Raw genomic sequence first — 13,210 nt, 5'->3', positions numbered from 1 at the left:
GTTTTGGGGGTTGGCAAATGCTAATTTGCATAATTTATGCATTTGCAAGGTTGTTTACCTGTTTATTTGTGCACTGCGAAGGGCCGACTTCACGTGTTAACCTTCCGCCCATCGCAAAAAATGCTGGGCCAAGCGCCCAATGCCGATCAGTTGAACGCCCCTCCCCGACTGGGCAGACACCGAAGATAAAATGTGGGAGCTGTCGAGCTTCAGCGAGGCTGCGATGCAGGCGCTGCGGTCTGGCAGGTACAGCGCGGCGATCCCTTCGCAGCCTCGCTATAGCTCGACAGCTCCCACATTCGACCTGCTTTGTTTGGACGTCCGCATTCCTTAACTGATTGACACTGGACCACGCGCGCCCTTTGCCCCATCACTTTCAACGAATTTGCCTACTATCCAATGAGTAAAAACACGTCCGATCTGTCCTCCCACACCCCGATGATGCAGCAGTACTGGCGCCTGAAAAACCAGCACCCTGATCAGTTGATGTTCTATCGCATGGGCGACTTCTACGAGATCTTCTACGAAGATGCGAAGAAGGCCGCCAAGCTGCTGGACATCACCTTGACCGCGCGTGGGCAATCGGCGGGGCAGTCGATTCCGATGTGTGGGATTCCTTACCATTCATTGGAAGGCTACCTGGTCAAGTTGGTGAAACTGGGCGAGTCGGTGGTGATCTGCGAGCAGATTGGCGACCCAGCCACCAGTAAAGGGCCGGTAGAACGTCAGGTAGTGCGGATTATCACACCGGGGACGGTGAGTGATGAGGCATTGCTGGATGAGCGGCGCGACAACCTGATCGCAGCGGTGTTGGGTGATGAGCGCCTGTTTGGGCTTTCGGTACTGGATATCACCAGCGGCAACTTCAGCGTACTGGAGATCAAGGGCTGGGAGAACCTGCTGGCTGAGCTGGAGCGCATCAACCCGGTAGAGTTGTTGATTCCGGATGATTGGCCAAAGGATTTGCCGGCCGAAAAACGTCGTGGGACCAAGCGGCGTGCGCCGTGGGATTTCGAGCGTGATTCAGCCCTGAAAAGCCTGTGCCAACAATTCTCGGTGCAAGACCTTAAAGGCTTCGGTTGCGAAACCCTGACCCTGGCCATCGGCGCCGCCGGTTGCCTGCTCAGCTATGCCAAGGAAACCCAGCGCACCGCCCTGCCGCATTTGCGCAGCCTGCGTCATGAACGCCTGGACGACACCGTGGTGCTCGACGGCGCCAGCCGTCGCAACCTGGAGCTGGACACCAACCTCGCCGGCGGACGCGACAACACCCTGCAATCGGTAGTGGACCGTTGCCAGACCGCCATGGGCAGCCGCTTGCTGACTCGCTGGTTGAACCGCCCGCTGCGCGACTTGACCGTGTTGCAGGCGCGCCAGACGTCCATTACTTGTCTATTGGACGGCTATCGCTTTGAAAAGCTGCAGCCGCAACTGAAAGAAATCGGCGATATCGAGCGCATCCTGGCACGGATCGGCCTGCGCAATGCGCGGCCCCGGGACTTGGCACGCCTGCGCGATGCCCTTGGCGCATTGCCGCAATTGCAAGTGGCGATGACCGAGCTGGATACCCCACACCTGCAACAGCTTGCCATTACAGCAGGTACCTACCCAGAACTCGCGGCGCTGCTGGAAAAGGCCATCATCGACAACCCGCCGGCAATCATCCGCGACGGCGGCGTATTGAAGACTGGTTACGACAGCGAACTGGACGAGCTCCAAGCCCTGAGCGAAAACGCCGGGCAGTTCCTGATAGACCTGGAAGCCCGCGAAAAAGCGCGTACTGGCCTGGCTAACCTGAAAGTCGGCTACAACCGCGTGCACGGCTACTTCATTGAGTTGCCAAGCAAGCAGGCCGAATCGGCACCGATCGACTACCAGCGTCGCCAGACCCTCAAAGGCGCCGAGCGTTTTATCACCCCAGAACTGAAAGAGTTCGAAGACAAGGCGCTGTCGGCCAAGAGCCGTGCCCTGGCTCGGGAAAAGATGCTGTATGAGAACTTGCTCGAAGACTTGATCAGCCAATTGGCGCCGCTGCAAGACACCGCCGCCGCGCTGGCCGAACTGGATGTACTGAGCAACCTGGCCGAACGCGCGCTGAACCTTGACCTGAACTGCCCGCGGTTTGTCAGCGAGCCGTGCATGCGCATCGTGCAGGGCCGTCACCCGGTAGTGGAGCAGGTGTTGACCACACCGTTCGTGGCCAACGACCTGTCGCTGGACGATGATACCCGTATGTTGGTGATCACCGGTCCGAACATGGGTGGTAAATCCACCTACATGCGTCAAACCGCGTTGATCGTGTTGTTGGCGCATATCGGCAGCTTTGTGCCGGCGGCCAGTTGCGAGCTGTCCCTGGTGGACCGCATTTTCACGCGGATCGGTTCCAGCGATGACCTGGCCGGTGGCCGCTCGACCTTTATGGTGGAAATGAGCGAAACCGCCAACATCCTGCACAACGCCACCGAGCGCAGCCTGGTACTGATGGACGAAGTGGGGCGCGGCACCAGCACCTTCGACGGCCTGTCCCTGGCGTGGGCGGCGGCCGAACGCCTGGCGCACCTGCGTGCCTATACGCTGTTCGCCACTCACTACTTCGAACTGACCGTCTTGCCGGAAAGCGAGCCGCTGGTCGCCAACGTGCACCTCAACGCCACCGAGCACAATGAGCGTATCGTGTTCCTGCACCACGTATTGCCAGGCCCGGCCAGCCAGAGTTACGGCCTGGCGGTGGCGCAGTTGGCCGGTGTGCCGAATGACGTGATCACCCGCGCCCGCGAGCACCTGAGCCGGCTGGAGACCACGGCGCTGCCTCACGAGACCGTGGTCGCCAGCCCCGCCAAGGCCACCAGCAAGCCCAGCGCACCACATCAAAGCGATATGTTCGCCAGCCTGCCCCATCCGGTGCTGGATGAATTGGCTAAGCTTGACTTGGATGGCTTGACGCCGCGCAAAGCGCTCGAAATGTTATATGCACTGCAGGTTCGGATATAACGCAGACGCTTGCAAGCTGGTAGACTCTCGCGCGGTTTGGGATGCTGCAGGCTTTTAGCCTGGCCTGCAGACTATCGCTCCCGAACCTCGCGAGCCCTGCCACAAAGGGTTTCGCTGCCGCCGCCTGAGGAGAAAATTAGAAATGACCTTCGTCGTCACCGACAACTGCATCAAGTGCAAGTACACCGACTGCGTGGAAGTATGTCCGGTGGACTGCTTTTACGAAGGCCCGAACTTCCTGGTTATCCACCCGGACGAGTGCATCGACTGCGCCCTGTGTGAGCCAGAATGCCCGGCCGTCGCTATCTTCTCCGAGGACGAAGTCCCGGCCGAGATGCAGGAATTTATTCAGTTGAACGTTGAGCTGGCGGAAATCTGGCCGAACATCACTGAACGCAAAGATCCGATGCCGGATGCCGCGGAGTGGGATGGCAAAAAAGGTAAGATTGCAGACCTCGAACGCTGATAGCGTCGCCCCCAAAAGGCCCCTTGCGGGCCTTTTTGCGTTTCTGGGTGGCCAGTTTTACTTTCTTGCGGGCAAAAAAGGGGCGGTATGACCCGCCCACATTTTTTCCCTAGTCCCTGTATTCCTTTTCATCATCCTGATGAATCGCATCCTGCGACGTTCCTTCAAACCATCGTTCCTTGATGGCTGTGTCAATCCGTGGACACAGGGCTGATGTTAGAGAGTTCCAAAGGAAGTTCAACGGGATGCCAGCGGCGCACACGCAAACAATCACTCACCAAAGCCAACAAATAATTGTTTTATTTCAATTAGTTAGAAAACACTCTCGAAGACTCGAGACGTCCATGCAGGACAAAAAAACCAAACACTTACGGAAAAGTAAGCGAATGCTTACACGCGCAATTGCGTAAACGCGCGACGCCGGTCCATCTGCCGTTCCACGGGCAAGAAAAAGCCCCGACAAAGTCGAGGCCTCTCCTCCTTCAACCGACTTAGTCGTCGCTGACAGTAATCGTCGGCATTGCCGGCGCCGAGGCTTCCTGCAGGACAATCCGCGCCCCCACATGGCGAGCCAGCTCTTGATAGATCATGGCGATCTGACTGTCCGGCTCGGCCATTACGGTAGGCTTGCCACCATCGGCCTGCTCACGAATGACCATCGACAACGGCAATGAGGCCAGCAGTTCGACGCCATACTGGGTCGCCAGCTTCTCGCCCCCTCCCTCACCAAACAGGTGCTCGGCATGGCCGCAGTTGGAGCAGATGTGCACCGCCATGTTTTCCACAACACCGAGTACAGGAATGTTGACCTTGCGGAACATCTCCACACCTTTCCTCGCGTCGAGCAGCGCCAGATCTTGGGGCGTCGTCACGATCACCGAACCGGCCACGGGGACTTTCTGCGCCAGGGTCAGTTGGATATCACCGGTGCCGGGCGGCATGTCAATCACCAGGTAATCCAGGTCGCCCCAGGCAGTCTGAGTGACCAACTGCAACAAGGCGCCGGACACCATCGGCCCACGCCAGACCATCGGCGTGTTGTCATCGGTAAGGAAGGCCATGGACATGACTTCCACGCCCAGGGATTCAATCGGTACAAACCACTTCTGGTCCTTCACCTTCGGCCGCGTACCCTCGGCAATGCCGAACATCACGCCCTGGCTCGGGCCATAGATATCCGCATCGAGAATACCCACCCGCGCGCCTTCACGCGCCAGGGCCAGGGCCAAGTTGGCCGCCGTGGTGGATTTACCCACACCGCCCTTGCCGGAAGCCACTGCCACCACGTTCTTGACGTTGGCCAGTCCCGGAATTTGCGCCTGGGCTTTGTGCGGGGCAATCACGCACTGAATGTCGACCTTGGCGGAAGCTACGCCGTCGAGGCCCTCGATGGCCATTTGCAGCATCTGCGCCCAACCGCTTTTGAACAGACCAGCGGCATAACCCAACTCCAACTGGACCGACACCTGGTCGCCCTGGACCTCGATGGCACGCACACAACCGGCACTGACCGGATCCTGATTCAAATAGGGGTCGGTGTACTGGCGAAGAACGGCTTCCACCGCTGCGCGATTGACGGCGCTCATGGGCTACTCCCGAAAAAGACTGACTGAAACAGGCGGCTATCCTAACCGTTCCCGCCGCTCAACGGCATGCTTTCGAGTGCCTGGATGATTTTGAAACAGCGCCACGGGGTGAAATATATTTCCCGGCGCTTTATAGTGGCCGACCTCCGTTTCATCAAGTAGCCGAGCCCCATGTCCGAGCCACGCAAGATCCTCGTCACCAGCGCCCTGCCCTATGCCAATGGTTCCATCCATCTTGGCCATATGCTTGAGTACATCCAGACCGATATGTGGGTGCGCTTCCAGAAGCATCGCGGCAACCAATGCATCTATGTCTGCGCGGACGACGCCCACGGTTCGGCCATCATGCTGCGCGCCGAAAAGGAAGGCATCACCCCGGAACAACTGATCGCCAATGTGCAGGCTGAACACAGCGCCGACTTTGCCGAGTTCCTGGTGGACTTCGACAACTTCCACTCGACCCACTCCGAAGAAAACCGTGAGCTGTCGAGCCAGATCTATTTGCGGTTGAAGGATGCCGGGCACATCGACCAGCGTTCGGTCACCCAGTATTTCGACCCGGAAAAGAAAATGTTCCTGGCCGACCGCTTTATCAAGGGCACCTGCCCGAAATGCGGCACTGAAGACCAGTACGGCGACAACTGCGAGAAATGCGGTGCCACCTATGCGCCCACCGACCTGAAAGACCCGAAGTCGGCCATCTCCGGCGCCACTCCGGTACTCAAGGATTCCCAGCACTTCTTCTTCAAGCTCCCGGATTTCCAGCAGATGCTGCAAACCTGGACGCGCAGCGGCACTCTGCAGGACGCCGTGGCCAACAAACTGGCCGAATGGCTAGACAGCGGCCTGCAACAGTGGGACATCTCCCGCGATGCGCCGTACTTTGGCTTCGAGATCCCGGGCGAGCCAGGCAAATACTTCTATGTCTGGCTGGACGCGCCAATCGGCTACATGGCCAGCTTCAAGAACCTCTGCGACCGCACGCCGGAGCTGGACTTCGACGCGTTCTGGGGCAAGGACTCCACCGCCGAGCTGTACCACTTCATCGGCAAGGACATCGTCAACTTCCACGCCTTGTTCTGGCCGGCGATGCTTGAAGGTTCGGGCTACCGCAAGCCAACCGGCATCGCCGTGCACGGCTACCTGACGGTCAACGGCCAGAAGATGTCCAAGTCCCGTGGCACCTTTATCAAGGCACGCACTTACCTGGACCACCTGTCGCCGGAATACCTGCGCTATTACTACGCCTCCAAGCTGGGTCGTGGCGTCGACGACTTGGACCTGAACCTGGAAGACTTCGTACAGAAGGTCAACTCGGACCTGGTCGGCAAAGTGGTCAACATCGCCAGCCGCTGCGCTGGCTTTATCCACAAGGGCAACGCTGGCGTGCTGGTGGGCGAGAACGCCGCGCCGGAATTGACCGAAGCCTTCCTGGCCGCCGCGCCAAGCATCGCCGACGCCTATGAAGCCCGCGACTTTGCCCGCGCCATGCGCGAGATCATGGGCTTGGCCGACCGCGCCAACGCCTGGATTGCCGACAAAGCCCCTTGGTCACTGAACAAGCAGGAGGGCAAGCAGGCCGAAGTCCAGGCGATCTGCGCCACGGGCGTCAACCTGTTCCGCCAGCTGGTGATCTTCCTCAAGCCGGTACTGCCACTGCTGGCCGCCGACGCCGAGGCATTCCTCAACGTTGCACCGCTAACCTGGCACGACCACACGACTCTGCTCAGCAACCATCAGTTGAACGAGTTCAAGCCACTGATGACCCGTATCGACCCGATCAAGGTCCAGGCAATGACAGACGCTTCGAAAGAAGACCTCGTTGCGAGCCAGACCGACACCGGCGAGTCCACTCCAGCCGGCAACGGTGAACTGGCCAAGGACCCGATTTCCCCGGAAATCGAGTTTGACGCCTTTGCAGCCGTAGACCTGCGCGTGGCCCTGATCGTCAAGGCCGAAGCCGTGGAAGGTGCCGACAAGTTGCTGCGCCTTACGCTCGACATCGGTGACGAGCAGCGCAACGTGTTCTCCGGGATCAAAAGCGCCTATCCAGACCCGTCCAAGCTCAATGGTCGCCTGACCATGATGATTGCCAACCTCAAACCCCGGAAGATGAAGTTTGGTATTTCCGAGGGAATGGTGATGGCGGCTGGCCCTGGCGGTGAAGAAATCTATCTGCTCAGCCCGGACAGCGGCGCAAAGCCGGGTCAACGCATCAAGTAACGGCTGTAGTGAGCGGGCTTGCCCCCCCAGCGAGGGGCAAGCCCGCTCACTACATAGCCCTGTTTGTTCAACTGGCATGCCAATGGTCACGAACCTGACTCAACGTATCGACGCGCTGCTGCCGCAGACTCAATGCGGCAAATGTGGGCACCCGGGCTGTAAGCCTTACGCCGAGGGTATCGCCCTCGGCGAGGCGATCAACAAGTGCCCTCCCGGTGGGGAGGAAACCATCGCCGGCCTGGCGCAATTGCTGCAAGTGCCGATCATGGAACTGGACACCAGCCGAGGTGAAGCCCCGGCCCAGGTCGCCTATATCCGCGAGGCCGAGTGCATCGGCTGCACCAAGTGCATCCAGGCCTGTCCGGTGGACGCGATTGTCGGTGCAGCCAAGTTGATGCATACCGTCATCATTGATGAATGCACCGGTTGTGACCTGTGTGTCGCGCCCTGTCCTGTCGATTGCATTGAGATGCGCCCGTCGACCTCCGTGCTGCCGATTGTGGGTGGCCTGGCAACCAACGATCAGCAGCGCCATGAACGCGACCTCAAGCGCGATCGGGCGCGGCGACGCTTTGAGCAACGCAATGCGCGCCTGCAACGAGAAGAGGCCTTCAAACTTGCCGAGCGTCTGGCTCGAGCCAAACGCTCTGCGCCGGCTTTGCCTATGCCGACCGATACGGCCCAGGATGCGGCGGTCAAGAAAGCCAAGATTACAGTCGCGATGAGCCGTGCTCAGTTGCACAAATCCTTGAAAGCGTTTGGACACCCACCGACCTTTGATCAACAGTCGCAACTGGTCGTGTTGCAACAGCAGTTCGAAGCAGCGGAACAAGCCCTTGCAGCCCTTGAAGTGGCCAGCCCGGCAACGCCAGCCACTCAAAAAGACCCGGCGCTCAAACGCGCAAAAATCCAACTGGCCATGCGGCGCGCCGAACTGAAAAAGGCTCAGGACCTGAACGCTGACGAACAGCAATTAGAAACCTTGAGCGCTGCGTTGGTCAGCGCGGAGCAAGCTTTGCACGACGCAGAGAATGAGAGCGAGCAACCCAGGCCCGATTTGCAGCGCGTGGAGAAACGCCCCATCGATGCCCAACTGCGCCAACTGAAAACTGCCCTGGCTTATGCACGAGCCGAGGTCAGCAAGTTGCAACGCCAACCCGACCGAACAGCGGGTGAACTGGAAGCCGCACAAGACAAGCTGGACGAAGCGCAGCGCCGTGTAGACGCCCATACCGGCGCTTGAGTCGCGACAGTCACTGCAGAGTGCGCTGGCGATGGTTTATCCTGCAAAACCCAGCCTCATTTTTTAACACTCGCTGTCCGTCTGCAAGGAAACGCCTGCCCCATGAACGCAGCAAAACGCCTGGAAATTTTCCGCAGGTTTCACGAAGACAATCCGGAACCCAAAACCGAACTGGCCTACTCGTCACCGTTCGAGCTGCTGATTGCGGTGATCCTGTCGGCCCAGTCCACGGACGTTGGCGTCAACAAGGCCACAGCCAAACTGTATCCAGTCGCCAATACACCGGAAGCTATTTACGCCTTGGGTGTAGATGGGTTGTCGGAGTACATCAAGACCATAGGCCTGTACAACAGCAAGGCGAAGAACGTCATTGAGACCTGCCGCCTGCTGGTTGAACTGCATGGCAGTGAGGTGCCACAAACCCGCGAAGCGTTGGAAGCCCTCCCCGGTGTAGGGCGTAAAACCGCTAACGTGGTGCTCAATACTGCGTTCCGGCAACTGACCATGGCGGTGGACACGCATATTTTCCGTGTCAGCAACCGAACCGGTATTGCGCGTGGCAAGAACGTGGTGGAAGTGGAAAAGCAATTGATGAAGTTCGTACCCAAGCCATATTTGCTCGATTCCCACCATTGGCTAATCCTTCACGGGCGGTACGTCTGTCAGGCCCGCAAACCCCGCTGCGGGAGCTGCCGCATCGAAGACCTGTGTGAATACAAGGACAAGACGTCCGACGATTGAGTGTTCATTAGTTTTTTCGATCAGCCGATTGAAAAAATCTTTTTTACCCTTTCATGGATTATCGTTATAAGGAGCGCCAACGGCAGTCTTAGCCTGGAGTTAACCTTATGAGCACTGGCAAAGAACAATTGGATGTAGAAGACGACCTCGTTGCAGATTCGGATGACGATGGGGAAGCCCCTGTTGCAGAGGTAGCCAAGACAAATTTGAGCAAACGCCGCACTATCGACAACCTTCTGGAAGAGCGACGCCTGCAAAAACAGCTGTCCGACTACGACTTCGATCTTTGATTGACTCGCTAACGACCGGAAGCCTCCCTGACGGAGGCTTTTTTCTACCGGTTACATGGGCATTCGGACGCTGAAATGCCGGATCTCATACCAGGCCGTTGCGTTGGGCCAGTTCAATCAGGTCAACGAGAGAGCGGGCATTGAGCTTGAGCAACAGGCGGGTCTTATAGGTGCTGACGGTCTTGTTGCTAAGGAACATGCCGTCGGCAATCTCCTTATTGGTTTTGCCTCGGGCAAGTTGCTGCAGCACCATCATCTCTCGCCCCGACAAACGCTCGACCATGTCAGCCTCACTGGCGTTGCCCATGGTGGAGCGCACCGAGTTGAGCGCCTGGTTCGGGAAATAACTGTAACCGGAGAGCACTGCCTTGATGGCGCTCAGCAACTCGGTCAGGTCCTGCTGCTTGCACACATAGCCGGCAGCTCCTGCCTGCATACAGCGCATGGAAAAATGCCCCGGAGCCTGCGACGTCAGCACCAGCACCTTGAACGGTGCCGGTTGCTTGGTTGAAGCCAGTCGACAAATAACTTCCAGGCCATCGAGCTTGGGAATTCCGATATCCAGTATGACGATGTCCGGGGTATGTTCCCGTGCAAGTTGCAACGCATCGACACCGTTATCAGTCTCGGCAACGACCTCATAACCATGACGTTCCATCAGCATGCGCACAGCAAGACGAATGACGGGATGATCATCCACGATCAGCACTTTATTCATGAGAAAGTCCAATTTCGCTGTTCGAATTATTTAGAGCAAGCACAATAGCCTAGTCGTTTCCTAGTTGGCATAGCATTCCCCCCCGAACAACGGCAAGCAGAGACCCAACCCACAGCGATATAAGAATTAACCTACAAAAAACCGCCAACTTTGGTGTGCCCAGTTTTATGAAACCTTTCAGACCTTTCCCGGCCTGAACATATTTTGAGTGAAATCTCCAGTGAGTATGGGGGGTACGGTAAACGTAGCGCACATACCTTTCAGGAAATACCCCTTGCCTCTCGCCTGCACAAGGGAAAGCTGGCATAAAAAATTCAGCTGACATAGTTCCATTTAACATATTTTCTAACACCCAAGATTCCTACAGACGTTTCAGCGTAAATACCTCCGCCACGCTTTTATGAGTGAAGTTTCTGTAAGACTAGTTCCGAGCCAGGTGTAAAAATTCATTCCTCCTACAAAAATTCATTCATGGCTTGGCCGAGATAAAAATAAATAATTGCCCGCTACAGAAGCATCAACATATGTTTAATCAATTTAAACATTCCGCCCTCATTCAAAATATCCAGGCAAAAAAATGGCCCCTTGAATAAGGGGCCACTCTTCACATCGGGCGAATCACTCAGAACAATGAGCGACCTTTGTTCGCCGCAATACGCATGCGCAGTGCATTCAACTTGATAAAACCTGCTGCGTCTGCCTGATTGTACGCGCCGCCATCTTCTTCGAAGGTGGCGATGTTCGCGTCGAACAGCGACTCATCGGACTTGCGACCGGTGACGATCACGTTGCCCTTGTACAGCTTCAGGCGCACAACACCGTTCACGTGGGCCTGGGAGGCGTCGATCATCTGTTGCAGCATCAGACGCTCAGGGCTCCACCAGTAGCCGGTGTAGATCAGGCTGGCGTACTTGGGCATCAGCTCATCTTTGAGGTGCGCCACTTCGCGGTCCAGGGTGATGGACTCGATGGCACGGTGAGCACGCAGCATGATGGTGCCGCCTGGAGTTTCGTAGCAGCCACGGGACTTCATACCCACGTAACGGTTCTCGACGATGTCGAGGCGACCGATACCGTGCTCGCCACCGATACGGTTCAGGGTCGCCAGTACGGTGGCCGGGGTCATTTCGACACCGTCCAGCGCGACGATGTCGCCGTTGCGGTAGGTCAGTTCCAGGTATTGCGGCTTGTCGGGTGCGTTCTCCGGGGAGACGGTCCAGCGCCACATGTCTTCTTCGTGCTCGGTCCAGGTGTCTTCCAGCACGCCGCCTTCATAGGAAATATGCAGCAGGTTGGCGTCCATCGAGTACGGGGACTTCTTCTTGCCGTGACGCTCAATCGGGATCGCGTGCTTCTCAGCGTAATCCATCAGCTTTTCACGGGACAGCAGGTCCCACTCACGCCAAGGGGCAATCACTTTCACGCCTGGCTTGAGCGCGTAGGCGCCCAGCTCGAAACGCACTTGGTCGTTGCCCTTGCCGGTAGCGCCATGGGAAATGGCGTCGGCGCCGGTTTCATTGGCGATTTCAATCAGACGCTTGGCGATCAGCGGACGTGCGATGGAAGTACCCAGCAGGTACTCGCCTTCGTAGACGGTGTTGGCGCGAAACATCGGGAAGACGAAATCGCGGACGAACTCTTCGCGCAGGTCGTCAATGTAGATCTCTTTCACGCCCATGGCTTGCGCCTTGGCGCGTGCAGGTTCGACCTCTTCGCCCTGACCCAGGTCAGCGGTGAAGGTCACCACTTCACAGTTATAAGTATCCTGCAGCCACTTGAGGATCACCGAAGTGTCCAGGCCGCCGGAATACGCGAGAACGACCTTGTTTACGTCGGCCATGCCATCACTCCACGGGGTTGTACGGAAAGGCGTCGATTCTACCGACCAAAACCGTGAATTTACAGAGGCGCGACAGCAAATGAAGATAAAGCGACAGATTATGTCGAGCGAGCGACCGATGGTCGCACCTTCAAGAGGTATGCGCAGGGTTGCTTGGGCCTGTGGCCGAAGGCGCCGGTTTCTCGGGTACAGCCACACGTTCAAGCTGAATATTCACACGGCGGTTGCGCGCCCGATTGGCAGCATTGGTGTTGGGGGCCAGCGGGTAGCTTTCACCATGGAAACGCATAGTAATCTGCGATTCGGGGATGCCATTAGCCTTGAAATAGTCCGTCACCGCCAGCGCACGGCGGCGCGAGACGTCACGGTTGGTCAGGCGATTGCCGCTGTTGTCGGAATGGCCGTTCAATTCGATATGGTTGACCGTGGGGTCGGCTTTCATGAAGGCAAGAATCACGTCCAGCTTCTTCTTCGCCGCCGCGTCCAACTCAATACCGCCGCCGGGAAACCCGACTTCGGTCTGCTTGACCTGATCGTAATTCATCGGCAGCAGCTTGGTAGTGCACAACTGATAGTCATTGAAGGCCTTGTTGAACTTGACTGGCAGCAGGCGAATTTCCGAGTAGCCGCCTTCACGCCCGTAATGCCGCACGGTCGGGCTGCGCCCTTCCAGTAAACCATTGAACAGGCGACCGGCCTGGGCCTGGGAACTGTTGAACAGCACGTCACCACTGCCCGCTCGCACGGCACCGAGATTGATATCGCCCCGGCCTGGCTGCCAAGGGGCGGCAGCGGCCAACAAGGTAGCCGAGCCTGCGCCCAGCGAACCGTTGTAGGCTTTCAGACGAAACGTCGCTTGCTCGCCCGCCCGGCGCACAAACTCACCCGAGCCAAAATCGGTAATCGGCTGGGTCAGACGGCACTCGAATTGATCGCCCTCCACCTTCCACTCAATATTCTCCAGACGTGTCTGGAACGTGAGGGCCATCGCAGGCAGGCTGGCGAACACACTGAGCAGGGCTAGATAATGCTGGCGCACGGGAGGCTCCACTGGTTTCTACAACACTTCAAAGCGTCATACATCGTTAAGGCATACCCAGGGATATCGGTCG

At 57.7% G+C, this 13,210-nt stretch carries 9 protein-coding genes and 1 pseudogene; 6 read left to right on the top strand and 4 right to left on the bottom strand.

The window, feature by feature from the left end; all coding sequences use genetic code 11:
• The first annotated feature begins 399 nt into the window (after positions 1–399).
• A complete protein-coding gene (mutS, locus tag AC07V4_RS14895) occupies positions 400–2,991 on the top strand; it encodes a DNA mismatch repair protein MutS (protein ID WP_492637112.1) in 2,592 nt (863 codons plus the stop codon).
• 142 nt (positions 2,992–3,133) lie between these two features.
• Positions 3,134–3,457 (top strand): ferredoxin FdxA, encoded by a 324-nt coding sequence (gene fdxA / locus AC07V4_RS14890; RefSeq protein ID WP_003208688.1) that lies wholly within the window; start codon positions 3,134–3,136, stop codon positions 3,455–3,457.
• A 491-nt stretch (positions 3,458–3,948) separates the two neighbouring features.
• On the opposite strand, the gene apbC is transcribed toward fdxA, so the two are convergent.
• Positions 3,949–5,043, bottom strand: a complete 1,095-nt coding sequence (gene apbC / locus AC07V4_RS14885) for an iron-sulfur cluster carrier protein ApbC (RefSeq protein WP_492637113.1) — start codon at positions 5,041–5,043, stop codon at positions 3,949–3,951.
• A gap of 171 nt (positions 5,044–5,214) precedes the next feature.
• Between apbC and metG the strand changes: the two genes are divergently transcribed.
• The 4 genes and pseudogenes from metG to AC07V4_RS14865 all read left to right on the top strand — a co-directional run bounded on the left by metG (position 5,215) and on the right by AC07V4_RS14865 (position 9,540).
• On the top strand, positions 5,215–7,266 hold the full coding sequence (gene metG, locus AC07V4_RS14880; protein ID WP_492637114.1) for a methionine--tRNA ligase: 2,052 nt from the start codon (positions 5,215–5,217) through the stop codon (positions 7,264–7,266).
• Between the two features lie 76 nt (positions 7,267–7,342).
• Positions 7,343–7,741 (top strand): annotated as a pseudogene (gene rsxB / locus AC07V4_RS14875) (electron transport complex subunit RsxB); the annotation flags it as partial.
• 870 nt (positions 7,742–8,611) lie between these two features.
• Positions 8,612–9,250, top strand: coding sequence for an endonuclease III (nth, locus tag AC07V4_RS14870; protein ID WP_106577263.1), 639 nt, complete (start codon positions 8,612–8,614; stop codon positions 9,248–9,250).
• 107 nt (positions 9,251–9,357) lie between these two features.
• Positions 9,358–9,540 (top strand): PA3496 family putative envelope integrity protein, encoded by a 183-nt coding sequence (locus tag AC07V4_RS14865; protein WP_492637115.1) that lies wholly within the window; start codon positions 9,358–9,360, stop codon positions 9,538–9,540.
• An 85-nt stretch (positions 9,541–9,625) separates the two neighbouring features.
• On the opposite strand, the gene AC07V4_RS14860 is transcribed toward AC07V4_RS14865, so the two are convergent.
• The 3 genes from AC07V4_RS14860 to AC07V4_RS14850 form a co-directional block, all read right to left on the bottom strand.
• Positions 9,626–10,258 (bottom strand): response regulator transcription factor, encoded by a 633-nt coding sequence (locus AC07V4_RS14860; protein ID WP_060753953.1) that lies wholly within the window; start codon positions 10,256–10,258, stop codon positions 9,626–9,628.
• A 622-nt stretch (positions 10,259–10,880) separates the two neighbouring features.
• Positions 10,881–12,098: an argininosuccinate synthase gene (locus AC07V4_RS14855; RefSeq protein ID WP_123714792.1), complete on the bottom strand. Its 1,218-nt coding sequence runs from the start codon at positions 12,096–12,098 to the stop codon at positions 10,881–10,883.
• 130 nt (positions 12,099–12,228) lie between these two features.
• Positions 12,229–13,137, bottom strand: coding sequence for a flagellar protein MotY (locus AC07V4_RS14850; RefSeq protein WP_492637116.1), 909 nt, complete (start codon positions 13,135–13,137; stop codon positions 12,229–12,231).
• Between the last annotated feature and the right edge of the window lie 73 nt (positions 13,138–13,210).

It is taken from the genome of Pseudomonas sp. GW821-FHT03A09, from assembly GCF_059421065.1.
The sequence above is the reverse complement of the archived record's forward strand: the minus strand, read 5'-3'. Positions and strand labels throughout refer to the sequence as shown.

Coding starts and splice junctions, on each gene's coding strand:
- mutS (WP_492637112.1), top strand. CDS start 400: ATGAGTAAAAACACGTCCGATCTGTCCTCCCACACCCCGATGATGCAG.
- fdxA (WP_003208688.1), top strand. CDS start 3,134: ATGACCTTCGTCGTCACCGACAACTGCATCAAGTGCAAGTACACCGAC.
- apbC (WP_492637113.1), bottom strand. CDS start 5,043: ATGAGCGCCGTCAATCGCGCAGCGGTGGAAGCCGTTCTTCGCCAGTAC.
- metG (WP_492637114.1), top strand. CDS start 5,215: ATGTCCGAGCCACGCAAGATCCTCGTCACCAGCGCCCTGCCCTATGCC.
- nth (WP_106577263.1), top strand. CDS start 8,612: ATGAACGCAGCAAAACGCCTGGAAATTTTCCGCAGGTTTCACGAAGAC.
- AC07V4_RS14865 (WP_492637115.1), top strand. CDS start 9,358: ATGAGCACTGGCAAAGAACAATTGGATGTAGAAGACGACCTCGTTGCA.
- AC07V4_RS14860 (WP_060753953.1), bottom strand. CDS start 10,258: ATGAATAAAGTGCTGATCGTGGATGATCATCCCGTCATTCGTCTTGCT.
- AC07V4_RS14855 (WP_123714792.1), bottom strand. CDS start 12,098: ATGGCCGACGTAAACAAGGTCGTTCTCGCGTATTCCGGCGGCCTGGAC.